The organism is Leucobacter komagatae (assembly GCF_000834055.1).
In the GTDB taxonomy this organism is placed as follows: Bacteria; Actinomycetota; Actinomycetes; order Actinomycetales; family Microbacteriaceae; genus Leucobacter; species Leucobacter komagatae_A.
This window is the reverse complement of sequence record NZ_JXSQ01000006.1, coordinates 64,835-81,414: the sequence shown is the minus strand read 5'-3', so window position 1 is coordinate 81,414 and position 16,580 is coordinate 64,835. Positions and strand designations below refer to the sequence as shown.

General features: G+C 65.9%; 15 protein-coding genes and 1 pseudogene. 8 read left to right on the top strand and 8 right to left on the bottom strand.

Features of this window, described 5'->3' with window-relative positions:
• Window positions 1–40: 40 nt before the first annotated feature.
• The 3 genes and pseudogenes from SD72_RS06530 to SD72_RS17910 all read left to right on the top strand — a co-directional run bounded on the left by SD72_RS06530 (window position 41) and on the right by SD72_RS17910 (window position 3,128).
• Window positions 41–1,378: an MFS transporter gene (locus SD72_RS06530; protein ID WP_042543630.1), complete on the top strand. Its 1,338-nt coding sequence runs from the start codon at window positions 41–43 to the stop codon at window positions 1,376–1,378.
• A pseudogene (locus tag SD72_RS18675) lies at window positions 1,375–1,527 on the top strand (CocE/NonD family hydrolase); the annotation flags it as partial. The gene SD72_RS06530 and the pseudogene SD72_RS18675, both read left to right, overlap by 4 nt.
• Window positions 1,464–3,128 (top strand): CocE/NonD family hydrolase, encoded by a 1,665-nt coding sequence (locus tag SD72_RS17910; RefSeq protein ID WP_084766852.1) that lies wholly within the window; start codon window positions 1,464–1,466, stop codon window positions 3,126–3,128. The pseudogene SD72_RS18675 and the gene SD72_RS17910, both read left to right, overlap by 64 nt.
• Here SD72_RS17910 and SD72_RS16885 read toward each other — a convergent pair.
• Together SD72_RS16885 and SD72_RS06510 are read right to left on the bottom strand one after the other, a co-directional pair.
• Window positions 3,115–4,098, bottom strand: a complete 984-nt coding sequence (locus SD72_RS16885) for an alpha/beta hydrolase (protein ID WP_052492522.1) — start codon at window positions 4,096–4,098, stop codon at window positions 3,115–3,117. The two genes, SD72_RS17910 and SD72_RS16885, sit on opposite strands and share 14 nt — an antisense overlap.
• A 42-nt stretch (window positions 4,099–4,140) precedes the next feature.
• Window positions 4,141–4,887 carry an SDR family NAD(P)-dependent oxidoreductase gene (locus SD72_RS06510; RefSeq protein ID WP_042543627.1) on the bottom strand — a complete coding sequence of 249 codons (747 nt, stop codon included), beginning with the start codon at window positions 4,885–4,887 and terminating at the stop codon, window positions 4,141–4,143.
• Window positions 4,888–5,025: 138 nt separating this feature from the next.
• Between SD72_RS06510 and SD72_RS06505 the strand changes: the two genes are divergently transcribed.
• Window positions 5,026–5,667, top strand: coding sequence for a TetR family transcriptional regulator (locus tag SD72_RS06505; protein WP_042543626.1), 642 nt, complete (start codon window positions 5,026–5,028; stop codon window positions 5,665–5,667).
• Window positions 5,668–6,425: 758 nt separating this feature from the next.
• Here the strand turns inward: SD72_RS06505 and SD72_RS18575 are convergent.
• From SD72_RS18575 to SD72_RS06480, 5 genes are all read right to left on the bottom strand, one after another.
• The gene (locus SD72_RS18575; RefSeq protein WP_332307494.1) at window positions 6,426–7,034 is read right to left on the bottom strand and encodes an alpha/beta fold hydrolase; all 609 of its coding nucleotides are present in this window, start codon (window positions 7,032–7,034) and stop codon (window positions 6,426–6,428) included.
• 255 nt (window positions 7,035–7,289) lie between these two features.
• Entirely contained in the window at window positions 7,290–7,658 is a 369-nt protein-coding gene (locus SD72_RS06495; RefSeq protein ID WP_042543625.1) for a GntR family transcriptional regulator, read from the bottom strand.
• Window positions 7,655–8,575, bottom strand: coding sequence for a hypothetical protein (locus SD72_RS16880; RefSeq protein ID WP_157000484.1), 921 nt, complete (start codon window positions 8,573–8,575; stop codon window positions 7,655–7,657). The genes SD72_RS06495 and SD72_RS16880 overlap by 4 nt, the downstream gene beginning before the upstream one ends.
• Window positions 8,576–8,808: 233 nt before the next feature.
• On the bottom strand, window positions 8,809–9,426 hold the full coding sequence (locus SD72_RS06485) for a TetR/AcrR family transcriptional regulator C-terminal ligand-binding domain-containing protein (protein ID WP_042543624.1): 618 nt from the start codon (window positions 9,424–9,426) through the stop codon (window positions 8,809–8,811).
• A gap of 52 nt (window positions 9,427–9,478) precedes the next feature.
• Complete coding sequence (locus SD72_RS06480) at window positions 9,479–10,222, bottom strand: SDR family oxidoreductase (RefSeq protein ID WP_042543623.1); 744 nt, start codon at window positions 10,220–10,222, stop codon at window positions 9,479–9,481.
• Between the two features lie 286 nt (window positions 10,223–10,508).
• Here SD72_RS06480 and SD72_RS17705 point away from each other — a divergent pair, with 286 nt between their 5' ends.
• The 4 genes from SD72_RS17705 (at window position 10,509) to SD72_RS06465 (ending at window position 15,743) form a co-directional block, all read left to right on the top strand.
• Window positions 10,509–12,428, top strand: coding sequence for a putative Ig domain-containing protein (locus tag SD72_RS17705; RefSeq protein ID WP_042543622.1), 1,920 nt, complete (start codon window positions 10,509–10,511; stop codon window positions 12,426–12,428).
• 94 nt (window positions 12,429–12,522) lie between these two features.
• Window positions 12,523–12,654 carry a hypothetical protein gene (locus tag SD72_RS18450; protein ID WP_269745567.1) on the top strand — a complete coding sequence of 44 codons (132 nt, stop codon included), beginning with the start codon at window positions 12,523–12,525 and terminating at the stop codon, window positions 12,652–12,654.
• A 101-nt stretch (window positions 12,655–12,755) separates the two neighbouring features.
• The gene (nhaA, locus tag SD72_RS06470; RefSeq protein ID WP_042543621.1) at window positions 12,756–14,132 is read left to right on the top strand and encodes a Na+/H+ antiporter NhaA; all 1,377 of its coding nucleotides are present in this window, start codon (window positions 12,756–12,758) and stop codon (window positions 14,130–14,132) included.
• A 234-nt stretch (window positions 14,133–14,366) separates the two neighbouring features.
• Window positions 14,367–15,743: an NAD-dependent succinate-semialdehyde dehydrogenase gene (locus tag SD72_RS06465; protein ID WP_042543620.1), complete on the top strand. Its 1,377-nt coding sequence runs from the start codon at window positions 14,367–14,369 to the stop codon at window positions 15,741–15,743.
• Window positions 15,744–15,838: 95 nt separating this feature from the next.
• Here SD72_RS06465 and SD72_RS06460 read toward each other — a convergent pair whose 3' ends face one another.
• Entirely contained in the window at window positions 15,839–16,360 is a 522-nt protein-coding gene (locus SD72_RS06460) for a VanZ family protein (protein ID WP_052492520.1), read from the bottom strand.
• Window positions 16,361–16,580: the final 220 nt, after the last annotated feature.

Sequence of the window (16,580 nt, the reverse complement as noted above, 5' to 3'; positions counted from 1 at the left end):
CCATGCATAACTCGGATCCACCCGACAGTTAGGACGCCCTATGCCCGAAGCGGAGGCCACCACGGCCACGCCGGCGACAGAGTGGACTGCAGCAACGCCGCTGCGTCGGCTCACCGCCGCCATGACCCTGTCAGTGACAGGGAAATACATCGCTTTACTTACGCCACTGAACCTGCTGCTCGCGCTGCAAATGACGAGGATCGAGGGCACCACAGGCGCTGCCGCCTCGTTCGGCGTTGTCGCGGGCTTCGGCGGGCTCATCGGGCTCATCGCCAACCCCCTCGCCGGCCGGATCAGTGACCGCACGTTCGCCAGACTGGGACGCCGCCGCACCTGGATCCTCACCGGCGGGCTCGCGGGCGCCGCGATGCTCGTCGCGCTCTCGTACGCCACTGAAGTGTGGCAGGTGGTTGTGGCCTGGTGCCTCGTGATCTCATGTTTCGCCTTCCAGCACGCCGCTACGACGGCACTGCTCGCCGACCAGGTTCCGCCGACGCGACGTGGCTCGGTGTCAGGCCTGCTCGGAATGGCAGGCGCGATCGGGCCGATCATCGGCTTCTCCATCGTCGGCGCGTTCTCGGTCCCGCGGATGCAGTGGTTGGTCATCGCGATCGCGGCAGCAACGTTCGCCGTCGTCGCCACGCTACTGTTGCGCGATCCGCCGCAGGAGCGGCCGCAGGGAGTTCGCGCGGGCGAGGTCGGGCAGCGGCTCGGCGTCGGTGCACTCGCGAAATCATTCTGGATCAACCCGCTACGCCACCCGGCGTTCGGTTGGGCGTGGATCGTCCGCTTTCTCGTCACCTGCGGCTACGCGAGCAGCACGTACAGCGTACTTTTCCTCATGGATCGGTTCGGCGTCACACCCGAGGAGGTGACGCAACTTGCGGTCGTTCTCGCCATCATTCCCGTCGTGGTGATCTCGATTACGAGCGTCCTGGCTGGCTTCATCTCCGACCGTCTCCAACGGCAGAAGCCTTTCGTTCTGTTGGGCGGGCTCATCTCGGCCGGAGCGCTCGTCATCACCGGAACATCCCAGTCGATCGGCATCGCGCTGCTCGGGTCCGCCGTGCTCGGTATTGGTGTCGGTATGTTCCTGTCGATCGACAACGCCCTGTGTGTCCGAGTGCTGCCAGATGCCGAGAACGTTGGCAAGGACATGTCGATTTTCAACATGGCCAACACGCTCCCGCAGTCGTTCGTGCCGTTTATCGCGCCGATGCTGCTGGCCCTCGGTGGATTCACCGCGTTCTATGTCACGCTCGCTGGCTTCGCGGTTGTTGGGGCGCTCGCAGTGCTGAGGATCCCTGAGATCGGCAAGGAAGGTGATCCGCGGTGGGCGGCGATCACACGCGCTCCGGCTGCGGGTGGCGAACGATGATGCAAGAAGCAATCTCGACGGACGTGATCGAGGAAAGCGGCGTCCCGGTGCCGATGCGTGACGGCGTCGTGCTCTCCGCGCATGTCTGGCGCCCGCGAGGTGTGGCGGCCGTCCCGGTCCTCCTGTCGCGTACGCCGTACGCGCTGGATCTCGCCGTGCAGTCGCTGCAGCCTGCGCGCCTGGCAGCGGCGGGGTCGCCGTCGTCATCCAGCACTGCCGTGGTCGGTTCGACTCCGAGGGCGAGTGGATTTACGTGCACTCGGAAGTTGACGACGGCTACGACACCGTCGAGTGGGCTGCCGCGCAGCCATGGTCCAACGGCAGAGTCGGTATGTTCGGGCAGTCCTATGGCGGATCGACCCAGTGGCTGGCCGCGCAGACGCACCCGCCGCATCTCGAGGTCATCGCCCCAGAGGCCTGCGCGGGCGACTACTGGGAAGGTACCTTCGATTCTGGCGGTACGTTCCGCCTCGCGCTGCGGATCGGATGGACAGCGCTCGTCATCTCAGAGATGGCGGAGACCTGGGGTGTTGAGGATCCGCTGCTCCATCGGCTGCGCGACCTGACCGCAGAGATCCAAACGGCAGCGCGAGCCGGCGAGGTGGAGCGACTCAGGGACGCGCAGGCGCAAACCCGCGAGGTGATGGACGCGATCCTGCGGACGCGTCCATTCCGGGACAATCCACTGTGGCAGGGCAGAGACACCTGGTTGGATGAGGCGTTTAGTCACGAGCGGAGCGACGACTCGTGGTGGCGGCGCATCAACCCCACTTCGCACGTCAGCGGTATCGACCTGCCCGCGCTGCACATCGCAAGTTGGTACGACATCCACCTGGGTGCGATGCTGCGCGTGTATCAGGGCATGCGGCGCGAAGCCCCGAGCGAACGCGCACAGCAGGCACAGCACCTGGTGATCGGGCCATGGGACCACTGGCACCCGGGGCAACAGCTCGTCGGGGAAGTCGATTTCACCGCCGAAGCGGCGATCGACATCACCGAGCTGCGAGCACACTGGTTCGCGCGGTGGCTCAGAGACGAACCCGTCGCCGAACAGCCGAGGGTGCGATTGTTTGTCATGGGGGAGGACGTCTGGCGAGACGAGCAGGAGTGGCCGCTCGCGCGTACCCAATACACTCCCTGGTACTTCCATGACGGCGGGCTGCTCGATGCGCGATTGCCGCAGCAGCCTGGCATCGACGAGTACGTCTACGATCCGCGCGACCCAGTCCCGACGCTCGGCGGGCGGTTGCTCGGCGGTGGCGGCGAGCTCGCGGGCCCCCGCGATCAGCGTCCGCTTGATGAGCGGTCTGACATCATTCGCTACACGTCGGAGCCGCTGACGCAGGACCTCGAGCTGACCGGTCCCGTCCGAGTAGAGCTGTGGGCATCAACGGACGCACCGGACACGGATTTCACGGCAATGCTCGTTGATATCCGCCCAGATGGTCGCGTGCTCAACCTCTGCGAGGGGGCGGTACGCGCCCGGCACGTCATCCCCGTTAGCCCGCTCGTGCCGGGCGCCGCCTACCACTACACCCTGGATCTCGCGGCGACATCGTGCCTGCTCCGGCGCGGCCATCGGGTCGGCATCCGTGTGTCCTCGAGCAGTTTCCCCGAGTGGGAGCCGAACCCGAACACCGGCAACCCCGTCGGCGTCGACACCGATGAGGACTTGCGGGTTGCGCGTCAGGGCATCCGGACGGGCGGGATCCACCCCAGCAGGGTGATCCTTCCCATCATTCCGCGGTGAGGTGAGTGCGAAGCCCCTCGGCGAGGAGAGCGACAGCGGGCGCCGCATCCCGCGCGAACTTTGGGAAATTGATGAAGCCGTGGGGCATCGCCGGGTACTCGCGCACGGTGACACCGACGCCCGCTGCGCGGAGGGCGCCTGCGTAGGCGAGGCCCTCATCGCGGAGCACGTCGTGGCCCGCGACGATGAGGGTGGTCGAGGGCATCCCCGCTAGCGAGGGCGCGCGCAGCGGGGACACTCGCCAATCCAGGCGGTCGTGTTCGCCGACGTAGTGGTCGAACGCACGCGTCATGCCCGCCGCGGTGAGGATCACCTGTTCCGCGTTCTCGCGGTACGAGTTGGTGTTGGCCGCGCCGTCGACGACAGGGTAGACGAGCGCCTGATGCCGAATTGCGGGCCCGGAACGCTCGCGCGCCAACATCGCGACGACGGTCGCAAGGTTGCCCCCGGCGCTTTCCCCCATTACGCCGACACGAGCGGGGTCTGCCCCGAGCTCCTCAGCGTGCTCCACCGCCCACTCAAACGCGGCGTAACAGTCCTCAAGGCCTGTGGGGAACGGGTGCCGTGGGGCGAGCCGGTACCCCACCGACACCACGATGGCGCCCGTGTGCAGAGCGACGCGACTCGCGAACCAGTCTGATGTGCGCAGCCCGCCAACGGTCCACCCGCCACCGTGGTAGTTCACGATCAACGGGGGTGAGGCCGACGGCTGAGCCGGGGAGTAAATCCGGATGGGCACCTCGTATCCGTCGGCGCTCACCACCCGATCATGGGAACGCACGTCTGGATGAGATGTGCCGATGAGGAGGTTTGTCTGCCAGTTAGACGGCAGCTCGCGCTGATTCTTCTCGATCTGCTCCGGTGTGAGTTCCCGGTCGCCGTCACCGGTGAGTACCCGGAGGACCTTCCCAAGTCGGCGCATGCCTGGCGCAAGGGGCGCCGCTGGCGGGGTATCTGAGTCATTCGTCATTGCGTACTCTCGGTTCGTTCGGGTGAAGCCGTTGGCGTGGGGTCAGCGCAGCTTGATGCCTCCGCCGTCGAGCATGATCGTCTGCCCCGTGATGTATTGCGACGCGTCGCTCGCGAAGAACACGACTGCGGGGGCGATGTCGGTCGCGATGTCTCCGATGCGGCCGAGCGGCACAGTGGACACCGTGTGCGCAGCTTGCTCTGGGTAGGTTTCACTCCACCAGCGAACGCCGTCAGTTAGCGCGAACGGGCACACGACATTGACGCGGATACCGTTCGGCCCCCACTCGTTGGCCGCGACACGAGTGATACCGCGAATCGCTTCCTTCGCGGCGGCGTACGACCCCTGGTTCGGGTCGCCGTTGAGGCCCGCACCCGAGGCGAAGTTGATGATCGACCCCTTGGTTTCGGCCAACGCGCCGTGGCAGGCCTGCATGAGCTTCAGCGTCGGGCGGAAGCTCGACTCGAAGACCTGGTCGAGATTGGCGTCGTCCACGTCGAGGAGGGGCGCGGGGGTCGAGGAGTTCGCGTTGTTCACGAGGGTGTCGATGCGGCCAAACGCAGCGAGCGCCGCGTCACGAATGCTCTCGGCTGACCCTGGAGCGGCGAGGTCGATGTTGAGGAACCGCGCGTTCTCGCCGAGCTCCTGCTCGAGTGACAGGCCGGCTTCGTCGTCCACGTCGACGAAGAGTACCTTCGCTCCGGCGGCCACGAAGGCAGTGGTGAGGCCGCGACCGATGCCGCCTGCGCCACCGGTGATGATGGCGACCTTGTCGGTGAGCTGCTGCATAAGTGTTCTCCTGGATCCGTGTTGCGTGCGTCAAAAGGTATGGCCCGGAAAGGGTTACACTGTGACATTATGTCACGACGTGACATGTTGTCACAATGCGGCGAGGCGCTGCTAGGCTGGCTACCGAGAGGAGAGTGGATGAGCGACGTGGACAGGGACGCCCCGATGAGCTTGCGGGAGCGACGCCGAGTCGAGCTGCACCAAGCGATCACGGCCGCGACCCTCGATCTCTTCGAAGAGCGAGGCGTTGAAGGCACAACGGTCGGCGACATCGCCGCCGCCGTTGGCATTTCCACGCGCACGTTTTTCCGCTATTTCCCGTCGAAAGAAGTGGCGGCCGTCAGTGGGCAGGACGCATTCGATGAGGCAGGCCGCGCACTGCTCGACACGTTGCAGGAGGGCGAGCCGCTCCTGACCCAGCTCGTCGCGGCATACCGCGCGGCGGCTGCGAAGCTCGATGACTCGTCCGGCGAGACGAGACGACAGCTCGTCCGCGCCCGTCGTTTACTCATGGCGAACCCTGCGATCCACGCCGCATCGCTCCACAGTGAGGAGTGGGGCAACATCGCGTTCGCGGACGCAATCACCGAACGTATGCAGCTTGAGGGTGGGCTCCACGAGGCGCGCATCGCGGTGAGTATGGCGACCTATGCACTGCGATTGGCGTTCGACGAGTGGGTGCGCACCGAGAACGACCCGAGTGCCCCCGCGCTGCCGGCGCTCTACGACAGGATGACGCACATGCTCGCCCGTGTCGCAGCGCAGCCGGACTCGCCCTAACCGCAGCGCATCACGGGCAGCACGGCCGCGAACGCCCAGAAGAGCAGGAGACGCGGTGCAACGGCCCCAACGGGCGCTGTGTTCGGTGGCCCCGTCCATGCTCCCGTTGTCATTGATATGGGCGTTCACCCCGTAGGTGAACGCACTCGTCTACGCGTCGCATTCCATGTCGATCTGCTGCGTGCCGCAGCTTTGCGCGTGCAGGAGCAACTGCCCTTCCGGCTGTCGACAAAGCACTGACCCGGTGGCGTGCGGCCAAGGACGGGGAGTCCTACCGGGCGACCAAGATCACGTCACCCTTGGCGTCGTGAGCATGCCCTGACCGGGAACACCCAGATCTGCGAGGTTTCGACTCCCTCGAACCCCGAAGGCGGGTCTAAGAGCGATGAATCAACAGCTCGTTAGCCAATCAGCGTAGAAACCAGTTGTGCGTTGGCGCGGTCCCAGTGTTCAACCATACTCATGCCCCCGTGTCCGTCACCCTCATCGATGACGAGGACTGATCCGGGCCAATGACGGTGCACGTTCCACGCGGTGATCGCTGGCCCAGAAACATCACGTCGCCCATGGATCAGCGTTCCCGGGATGTGCCTGATTCTCTCCATGCCGGCAAGCAGCGGCGTCCCGTGAAAACCGACGTGAGTCCAATAGTGCGTCGTGAGCCGCGCAAAGGCCTGCCGGTAGGCCGCGTTCTCCCACCGAGGATCACGCGCGAGCTCTCCCGCGTCAATGGAAACATGGGTATCTTCCCAGAGCGCCTATTCTCGCGAAGCTGCGTCGCGGACTGTTGGATCCGGGGACTCCAACAGTTGGGCGTACGCCTCAACCAACCTCTGCTTGCCGCGTTGGTATCCGATTCCGCTTTGTTCCGCGTGTGAGGCAAGCCGGTCCCACGCCTCCGGAAAGATCGCGCCGACGCCCTCGGTGATCCAATCTACTTCTTGCCGACTTGTCGTGGTGACTGCAAAGAGCACGATGCCGCTCACGCGGTGCGGATGGGCTTGCGCATACGCCAGGGCAAGGGTCGATCCCCATGAGACGCCGTTGAGGAGCCAGGCCTCGATGCCTAATTCCTCGCGGAGTTTTTCTATGTCTTCGATGAGATGCGCCGTGGTGTTGGCTTCCAGGGAGGTCTCGGGGTCCGACGCGTGTGGGGTGGATCGCCCACAGCCACGTTGCTCGAACCCTATGACGCGGGTCCTACTCAGATCGAAGCGACGACGGTACCCGCTCGCCCCGAGCGTGCCACCGGGCCCTCCGTGCAGGTAGAGCGCGGGCACGCCTTCGGGTGAGCCCCACTCCTCCCAGTAGATGCGTTGCCCGTCGCTAACGTGAAGCATGCCTTGCTCGCGTGGAATCTCGCCCATGGTGTTCGCACTGCCTTCGTTCGTCGGTAATCGCCATTCGTCGCCCTGTTTAGTAGATCAGTTGCGTCTGCGCTCTGCTTGGTTGACGCACCGGACGGGGCATTCAGGCTGCGCAATTCTTCATCATTTGCGGTGCGCTGGCCGCCTTGGAGCGGGTTGACTCGGGCGAGATGCTTCTGGCCTTTTCGTACCTCAGGGGCAGGGACGTGAGGGCGTGGATTCAGGTCAGTGCGACGACGAGCAGTGCAACGCCCGTTAGGAGGTTGCCACTGACCGCTCCCACGCGGCGCGGACCGCACCGAGCACGGCCTCGAAGGTGGCACCGCTCTGGCCCTGCACGGTTGCGACGAACTGGCTAGCGGCCTCGGTGAGGTCGGCGCTCAGCACCTGGCCCTCGCGCACCCGCGTGCCGCTCGCCCGGTTGAGCTCGATGAGGCCGTCAGCCTCGAGCGCGGCGTAGGCGCGCCCGACTGTGCCCGGCGCGATCCGAAGGTCACCCGCAAGCTGGCGGATCGAGGGCAGCCTGTGGCCGCCGGGCAGATCGCCGCCGCGGATGAGGTCTGCCAGCTGCTCCCTGACCTGCTCGAACGGCGGCACCGGGGCGGCGGAGTCGATGGTGATCACGCAGGGCTCCCAACCTGGGACTCGGAGCGGATAACGCGCTTGGGGAGAGCGAACGCTCGGAGTGCGGCAAGCGTCAGCGCGACGACGCTGAGCAGGAGAGACACGATGCCGAGCAGTGTCAGGCCCGTTGCGAGCACCTGCCAGCTGGCCGCGGTGCCCGGCTGGAGGCGGGCTACCCCCATCGTTGTGCCCGCAAACAGCGCTGCGCCTCCGAGCTGGAGGCAGACCGCGGCTGTCGCGAGGCCGACGATGATCTCTGCTGAGCGGGCCCGCCACATGGCGTCGAGCCCTTCGAGCGCCTCTCCAGGGAAGGACGCCGTCGTCGCGATACGTCGCAGCGCTGCCCACACTGCGACGGCCAAGAGGACGGTCCCGATGAGAAGCGGCACCGCGTAGAACCAGCCGGGATATGGGGTCGCGGTTGAGCTGGAGAGCGGGGCTGTGAACGTGATCGCCCGGAAGCGTCCGAGCTCGTCGGGGGAGGAGGTCGCCCCCGTGAAGACCAGCAGCGCGATCAGCAGAACGATCGCCGCGCCGAGCACCGCGAGTGCGGCCCTGGGGGCCACGTTCCACGGAGTGCGCCGGGTCAGCGGGGCCGCGTAGCGCGTCTCGGCGCCGTCGTCCCTGAGCGGCGGTATCGCCGCGTAGAGGGTGAGTCCGCCGATGCAGGCGAGGGCCGGGGCGAGCGCGGCACCAACGCCGAGCCACTGCGGCACGAGCTGCGCGGTGGCGATCCCGATCGCGAGGAGCCCGAGGGCGAGCGCGATTGCCGCAAGCGAGCGGCGCCGTGCCGCCCGGAATGCGAGCTGCGCTCTGGCATCAATCCGTAACGGGTCGTGGCGTTTCGCGGTTCCCCACGCGAGACCAACAACCAGCACGGCCACGACGCCGTACAGCACCACAGCAATTCCTGCCAAGCCAACCACCTCCTGTATCAACTCGATAGTACACCAGGTGTGTCAATTGGGTGGTACACGATCTTGCTATCGAGGGGGGCTGCGGTTTTCCGGGAAAGCCCGGGCCTGCCGGCGCATCGGTCACTCGGGCTGATCTCTGCGTGCACGATCACTCACGCGTGGTCAGCAACCGCCCCAGTGGCCAAGGCGGCCCATGCGAGGGCGATGCCAACGGCCGCAGGTGGGTACGTATGCTACGAACTTGCGACACCGTCCAACAGGTTCCCGATGAGTGCGTCGCCAAACGCTGCGGTCACCGGCTCGTCTGGCACGAGGAGCCGGTTGTAGACCGCGCCCCAGAGCTGGTCGACAATAACCTGCACGTCGACGTTGGGGCGGATCTGTCCCGCATCCTGCGCGGCGCGGAGGCGGGCGGCAGCCAGCTGTCGCCGCGCGGACGAGTACAGGCGCCTGTATTCGGTTGCCAGATCCTGGTCGATCTGCGACTGGCCGATCAATTCGCTGAGGAGGCGTCCCGCAGGTGTCGTGGTCATCAGCTCGATGAAGTGGTGCAGCTGAGTTGTGAGATCGGCGCGGATGTCACCTGTATCGGGGAAAGCGAGGGCATCCTCCACCGCGTGGAAGTAGCCGTCGAGGGCGAGCACGCCGACCGATGGCCACCACTTGTAGAGGGTCGCCTTGCTCACGCCGGATTCGCGCGCGATGCGTTCGAAGGTGAGGTCGGCGAGGCCCTCCTGCAGCAGGATGCCGCCCACGGTTCGCAGCACGTCGGCGCGCACCTCGTCGGCGGGGCGCCGCCCGCGCCCGCGGCGCGGGGCGACGGCTTCGGGAGAGACGGGCGTCTCTGGCATGGGTGCTCCTATCGCTTGCAGAATTGCCGAAGTGGGTTGCTGCGTCTGCGTCTCAGGCCATGCCGCCGTTCGTGAACACGATCTGGCCGTTGACCCAGCGCCCCGGGCCCGCGAGGAAAGCGGTGGCCTCTGCAATGTCGTCGGGCTGCCCGAGGCGCTCGAGTGGTGGAACCTTTGCCAAATGCTCGATGGTCGCCTCGTCCTTACCTTCAAGAAACAGCGATGTCGCGGTGGGGCCAGGGGCGACAGCGTTGACGGTGATGTCTTTACCGCGCAGCTCGCGTGCCAGGATCATCGTCATTGCTTCGACCGCACCCTTGCTCGCTGCATAGGCGCCGTATGTTGGCATTTGCGTTCGGGTGACCGAGGTCGAGAAGTTGATGATGGCGCCACCGGGGCGGACCCGATTCGCCGCGAGCTGGGAGACGACGAAGGTGCCGCGGATGTTGGTGCGGTGCATGCGGTCGAGGGTGTCCAGATTGAGCGTCGTGATGGGTGACAGTGCCATGATGCCAGCGGTGTTGATGACAACATCGATGCCGCCGAAGGCTGCCTCCGCCTCATCGAATGCGGTTTCCATGGCGTGCTCGTCGGCGACGTCTCCGCCGACCGCGATGGCCTTGCCGCCAGCCTCGACGATCTTTGCGCTGACCGCGTCGGCCTGTGCTTTGTTGCTCGCGTAGTGCACGGCGACAAAGTAGCCCTCCGCAGCGAGACGCTCAACGACAGCCTGTCCGATCCCGCCGCTTCCGCCCGTAACGAGGGCGACGCGTCCGGTGGTGGATGTGGTGCTCATGGGAGCCCCTCTCAAATCAATAATGAACGATGCGTTCATATAATCATGAAATGAACGCTGTGTCTATATTTTTCTCGAATCTCGCCAATCCGACTGGCGTTACTCCGCAATGGCATCCGCGAGCTCACCCGCACGCAGTCTCTGTGGTCGGGGTGAAATAGGAACGGATTGCAACGGAACACTGGTGAATGTTCTACGTGTAAACATATGATTTCCCAAGAAGCTTCAATCAAGCCGCGCCTGCGCCTCGATTGCCCATGTTTAGACAGCTCTCGGAGGTATTGTCGTGGCTCCCACGCACCAGGTCACTCGACGGGTACGCGCTACCGCGCTCGGCGGGGCTCTTCTCGCGGCGTTCTGCCTCGCGCAGCTATCAGCTCCCGCGTCGGCCGCGCCGTTCAAGCTGGATGCACCGGGGGAGAGCGGCATCGAAGTTGTGGATCCAGAACTCGGGGAGCCAGTACTTGCTCCCCAAATTCCGCTCGACGTGCGGATCCCGATCCTCAACGTCGCTGGCGACCCCGCGAGCGGAGAGCGTGAGGCGGGATCGGTGATGCCCTGGACAGTGGCGCTCAGCGCTGACGGTCGATACGCCTACGTCGACAACGCAGACTACTCGCTGAACCCGGGGGAGCTGTGGATCTTCGACCTCGATGCCCGACTCCACATCAAGACCCTCGCGGTGGGTAATACCACCGGGGGGGTGTCGACCGTTCGCGCGGCCACTTCAGCGAACGTTGTCGCGGTGCGGGCCCAAAACACCGTGTACGTAATCGATACGGCGTCTAACGAGATTCGCGACCAGTGGGACGTCCCCGCAGGCTCGGGCTACCGCGAGGCGATCAGCCCTGATGGCCAGTACTTCTTCATGGTTTCCTCGCTCGGGGCCGTCTCCAAGCTGAACCTCGGCACTGGGGCGATCGACGTCACACGGGACATCGTGATCTCTTCAGTTGGCTCCGTCGAGGTCACCCCTGACGGCTCGGCTTTGGCCATCGGTGCGGGCAGCCAAGCCAGCGCGACGTACCGGCTGCTCTCGGCCGACACGCTCGACGATCTTGGCCCGGTGCATTCGACTCCAGCTGTTTGGCAGTACGACCGCATGGCCTTCGACGCTGCAGGGGGCACGCTCTTCCAGACAGCCTTCACCGACACTCTCAGTAAGCTCGACCCGGCAACTGGCGAGACCATCCAGGCAATCAGTGTCGGCAACAGGATGAGTGGTGTCGCCCCGACTCCGCAACAAGACCGGGCCTGGGGAACCTCCCTGGATTTCAGCATGGTTATGGTTGCCGACTTCGCGGCGGGCAAGCGCTCAGAAAGCTTCCGCTCCACACCGGGTGGGGCAGTCTCACTCGAGCAGCGACCGAACGGTGAACTGGTCGCGCCCAACGGTGCGAGGGGCAAGCGCGGGCCCGACTCGAGCATCAGCGTGTTCCTCACGCCGGCGATCACCGAGCAGCCAACGGACGTCACCGTCAGCGAGGTCGGGGAGCTCGTCGACTTCTCGGTAGGTGCGCGCGGCATCAAAGCCGACAAGAGCAGCAGCTTCACCTGGCAGCGTTCGCTCGACGGCGGAGCGAGCTGGGAAGCTATCGATGAGCACGGGCTCAGCCTCGAGTTGCCGGCGAACAGGGAGACGGTAGCCGCGCAGTACCGCTTCAGCTACAACGACGATTTTTGGGGCGAGAGCGATGCGAGCGATCCCGTTCGGATCATCGCCCCAATGCCCGCAATTCTCGAACCCGTGACCGAGGTGTCCACCTCTGCGGGCACGGCACTGTCACCCCTCACGTTCACTGCCCGAGCACAAGATGACCACTCATGGAGCGCAGCGGGCCTGCCCGCTGGTCTCACCATTGACGCCGCGACGGGCGAGTTGAGCGGCACCCCGCAGAAGCCAGGGGTATATCGCGTGCTGGTCACTGTTTCTGACGGCTTCGGCGACGACACGGTCGAGCTCGTCCTCACCGTTACCGACCCAGGCACTGGCCCAGGCACCGATCCCGGTACTGACCCTGGCACCGATCCTGGCACCGATCCAGGCACCGATCCCGGCTCCGATCCCGGTAGCGATCCCGGAACATCCCCAGCGGATGGGGGCCTCGCCAACTCGGGCGGTAACGGGATGCTCGGGGCCGGGCTGCTGACGGCCGCGTTGCTGCTCGCCGGAACGGGCGCACTCATGCGCCGTCGCCGCGCGTAGGCTCCACCGCGCCACCCTCCGCCCACCCTCCGCCCAGCCCCGCATGTGGCAGGGCGGAGGGTGGCGAACCGCCTCGCAATGATAGATTGGGGTGATGATGAATCGGGCCAGTGGGGCGGTGTTCGCCCCGAGAGAGTGGGCGATACCCCACCCAGGCACGAACGGGTATGTCTCCTCGTGGGGAGCGATGCTCTCCGGCACCACCCCGACACCAGCAGCGATGTAGCCTCGACCACCTCGCAGCAACTCCTCCGCGCGCCACGATCTGCGCGCCCGTGATCGTTCCTGCCCTGGTCGGGATGCCCCTCGCACGCACACCAGCTGGAGATCCCATTGCATTCATCGACCCCCCAGTCCACATTCCCGCGCTACGGCGCCTTCACTGAAGCTCGCCGCATCGCCGCCCTGCTGCGGAAGGAAACCGTCGGCGGCATCCTCCTCGTGATCGCTGCGCTCGCCGCCGTTGTCTGGGCAAACTCCCCAGCAGCGGCCAGCTACTTCGCACTGCGTGATTTCACGATCGGATACGAGCCCTGGCACCTGCGGCTCTCCCTCGGCGCCTGGGCAGCTGATGGTCTGCTCGCGATCTTCTTCTTCCTCGTCGGGCTCGAGCTCAAGCGAGAATTCATCGCGGGAGACCTGAAAAAGTTCCGTACCGCGATTGTGCCGATCTCAGCCGCGGCGGGTGGGGTCGCCGTGCCAGCGCTCGTGTACTTCCTCATCGTCTCCCAGCACGCGGACTTGCGAGACGGGTGGGCGATCCCCACCGCGACCGATATCGCCTTTGCCGTCGCGGTCCTCGCGATCATCGGCTCGCACTTGCCGCCGGCCCTGCGCATCTTCCTGCTCACCCTCGCCGTCGTCGACGATCTCCTCGCGATCAGCATCATCGCCGTGTTCTACACCGACCACATTGAGGTGCTGCCACTGGTGCTGTCGCTCGCGGTCATCGCGCTCTACGGGCTCATTGCGCAGCGCTACCGCCGCTTCTTTGGCACCCACGCGTTCGCGGCCTGGCTCGTTTTGCTCCCCATCGGTGTCGGCGCGTGGGCGCTCATGCACGCATCGGGCGTGCACGCAACGATCGCGGGCGTGCTCCTCGGATTCACGATCCCGGTGCTGCATCGACGTGGGGACCGCGATGCGCAGTCCGATCGCCCGGGGCTCGCAGAAGAGTTCGAGCACCGCTTCCGCCCGCTCTCCGCGGGCTTCGCGGTGCCCGTGTTCGCGTTCTTCGCAGCCGGAGTTTCAGTGGGCGGCGTTGACGGGATCCGCGACGCAGTTGCGCACCCGCTGACACTCGCGATCGTTGCCGCGCTCGTGTTGGGTAAGCCCGTTGGCATCATCCTGACGACGTGGGTGACGACGAAGCTCTTGCGCACCAAACTCGACCCCAGCCTGCGGTGGATCGACATGATCGGTGTCGGGCTGCTCGCGGGCATCGGCTTCACCGTCTCGCTCCTCGTCGCGGAACTCAGCTTTGAGGCGGGAACAGCGGAGGCCGACACCGCCAAGGTTGCGATCCTCGCTGCCTCAATCATTGCCGCTGTGCTTGCCGCGGTGCTGCTGTCGACGCGCAACCGCCAATACCGGCGGATCGCGCTCCGTGATGCGGTCGACGCGGACGAGGACGGCATCCCCGACGTCTACCAGCGAGGCGACGGCGCTGGCGTCGGCGGCCCAGCCAACAGCGCTGGCTCCTGAAGTTCCGCGCGCAACGTCGTGCGGCACGAGGCGCCCAGCAGCGTGAACGCTCACGCCGCTGGGCGCCCGGAGCTCCGCTCGGTTTCCTCCCTGCCGCCCAGCGGTAGGCTGGACCTGCTTGACCGTCGGAGTTGCCGGGCAACGGTGCCGGCTGTTGAGCAATCACACATGAGAACGGCATTTCCATTGGGTGCCGAGTAATTGCACGCAGGTGCAGACAGGAAACTGATATCCATGGCGAAGTATCGAGTACAAAACCCCGCAACGGGTGAGATCATCGAGAGCTTCGAATCCGCGACCGACGCGCAGGTTGAGGAACACCTCGCCAGCTCGGACGCCGCCTTCCGCGAGTGGCGCGAGCGCAGCGTGCAGGAGCGCGCAGCTGTCGTTAAGCGGGTTGCTGAGATCTTCGCGGAGCGCCGCGAGGAACTCGCAGAGATCATCGCCGTCGAGATGGGCAAGTCGATTGCCGAGAGTCTCGACGAGGTCGATTTCGCAACCGACATCATCGAGTACTACGCGGTGTACGGCCCGGGCCTCATCACCGACTACGAGATCCCGAGCACGATCCCGGGCAAAGCCGTCATGGAGCACCTCCCGGTCGGCGTGCTGCTCGGCGTCATGCCGTGGAACTTCCCGTACTACCAGGTCGCCCGCTTCGCCGCGCCGAACCTTGTGCTCGGCAACACGATCCTGCTCAAGCACGCGGACATCTGCGCGAAGTCGAACCTCGCGATCCAGGAGATCATGGAGCAGGCAGGCGTGCCCGTCGGCGGCTACCAGGCCGTGTTCACCTCGCACGATCAGATCGCCACGATGATCGCCGACCCCCGTGTGCAGGGCGTCTCGCTCACCGGCTCCGAGCGTGCGGGCGCCATCATCGGCGCGCAGGCAGGCAGCCACCTGAAGAAGGCCGTGCTCGAGCTCGGCGGCATCGACCCGATGGTAGTGCTCGACAGCGACAACGTCGCCGAGATCGCGAAGACCGCGTGGGAGTTCCGGGTCTACAACGGCGGCCAGGTCTGCAACTCGAACAAGCGGATGATCGTCATGGCAGACATCTATGACGAGTTCGTCGCCGAGCTCAAGAAGCTCGCCACGGGCCTCGTGCCTGGCGACCAGCTCAACCTCGGCGAGGGCGAGTTCGCTCCGCTCTCGACGCGGGCCGCGGCCGAGACCGTGAACGCGCAGGTGCAGCGCGCGGTCGAAGAGGGCGCGACGCTCGAGGTCGGCGGCGTGCTCTCCGACGGGCCGGGCGCGCACTACTCGCCAGCCGTGCTCACAGGCGTGCCCCGCGACTCGGCGTCGTACCAGGAGGAGATCTTCGGACCCGTCGCAACCGTGTACAAGGTGCACAGCGACGAGGAGGCGCTCGAGCTCGCGAACGACTGCGCGCTCGGCCTCGGCGGATCCGTGTTCTCGACTGATGAAGCACGTGCGGCCCGCGTCGCCTCGAAGCTCGAGGTCGGTATGGCGCACGTGAACATCATCGCGGCTGAGGCCGCAGAGATCCCGTTCGGTGGTGTGAAGCGTTCGGGCTTCGGCCGCGAGATGGGCCCCGTCGGCATCGGAGAGTTCGCGAACAAGCGACTCTACTTCGTGTCGGCGTAGCGGGCGCGGTTCAGCACTGAGTGGCGGCGCGGGCTTCGGCCCGTGCCGCCACTTTGTGTTCAGTGGGATCCGGCAGTCAGGCTGACTCCGATCGGTTAGCTCTCGCGGGTATCAGCTGGCCGACGTGCCGCCGCCATGGCCATGCCCTTCCGCTTAGCAAGCGACAGCGCGACCCACCCCAGACCGGCTCCGATGAGTGCGCCGATCGAGTTTGCGAGCCAGTCGCCCGTCGAACAGCTCCGCCCGAGGATGGGCAGGACAGCCTGCGTCGCCTCGATGAGCGCGGAAGCGCCGATCGCGACGCCCCCGGCGACGGCGGGGCGGCGGCTCAGCAGCGCCCCAAGATAGGCAAGCGGCACAAAGAGCACGACGTTCGCGAATGGTTCGACGGCCCGCGGGAACGGGAGGGCCCACTCGACGACGCATCTCACGGTGAGCTCACGGCCCGTCGGGATGAAGACGAGCGCGAGAACGGCGACTGTTGCCGCAACACCGAGCGCACCCGTGAGGCGGCGTCTCGGGAGGAGCCACTGCCCAAGGAAGGGGCTCACAACGACGAAGCCCAGCAGCGAGAGCGGCGTGATCCAGGGATAGTGGACGAGGAATGTTGCGAGCAATGCTTAGCCTTCGGGTTGAAACTACGGCTTTCTTGCGCCGTCCAGGTGTCTGACTGGCGCAGGTCTTTCGGAAGCGTAGCAGGGGAGCGCTGCGCGATCGCCGCCATCCCCTCAGTTCGACGACTCCGCTATGGGTGAGCGCATCGCATAGCCGCTGGGCCAGTTTCCAAGGCAGAGTTGCAGCGGTGCGATCCCGGCGCGCCCGGCCCGCACCCCACAC

What these genes read in the sequence shown, in the direction of transcription:
- SD72_RS06530 (WP_042543630.1), top strand. Translation starts at nt 41, where the DNA reads ATGCCCGAAGCGGAGGCCACCACGGCCACGCCGGCGACAGAGTGGACT.
- SD72_RS16885 (WP_052492522.1), bottom strand. Translation starts at nt 4,098, where the DNA reads ATGACGAATGACTCAGATACCCCGCCAGCGGCGCCCCTTGCGCCAGGC.
- SD72_RS06510 (WP_042543627.1), bottom strand. Translation starts at nt 4,887, where the DNA reads ATGCAGCAGCTCACCGACAAGGTCGCCATCATCACCGGTGGCGCAGGC.
- SD72_RS06505 (WP_042543626.1), top strand. Translation starts at nt 5,026, where the DNA reads ATGAGCGACGTGGACAGGGACGCCCCGATGAGCTTGCGGGAGCGACGC.
- SD72_RS18575 (WP_332307494.1), bottom strand. Translation starts at nt 7,034, where the DNA reads ATGGGCGAGATTCCACGCGAGCAAGGCATGCTTCACGTTAGCGACGGG.
- SD72_RS06485 (WP_042543624.1), bottom strand. Translation starts at nt 9,426, where the DNA reads ATGCCAGAGACGCCCGTCTCTCCCGAAGCCGTCGCCCCGCGCCGCGGG.
- SD72_RS06480 (WP_042543623.1), bottom strand. Translation starts at nt 10,222, where the DNA reads ATGAGCACCACATCCACCACCGGACGCGTCGCCCTCGTTACGGGCGGA.
- SD72_RS18450 (WP_269745567.1), top strand. Translation starts at nt 12,523, where the DNA reads ATGATGAATCGGGCCAGTGGGGCGGTGTTCGCCCCGAGAGAGTGGGCG.
- SD72_RS06465 (WP_042543620.1), top strand. Translation starts at nt 14,367, where the DNA reads ATGGCGAAGTATCGAGTACAAAACCCCGCAACGGGTGAGATCATCGAG.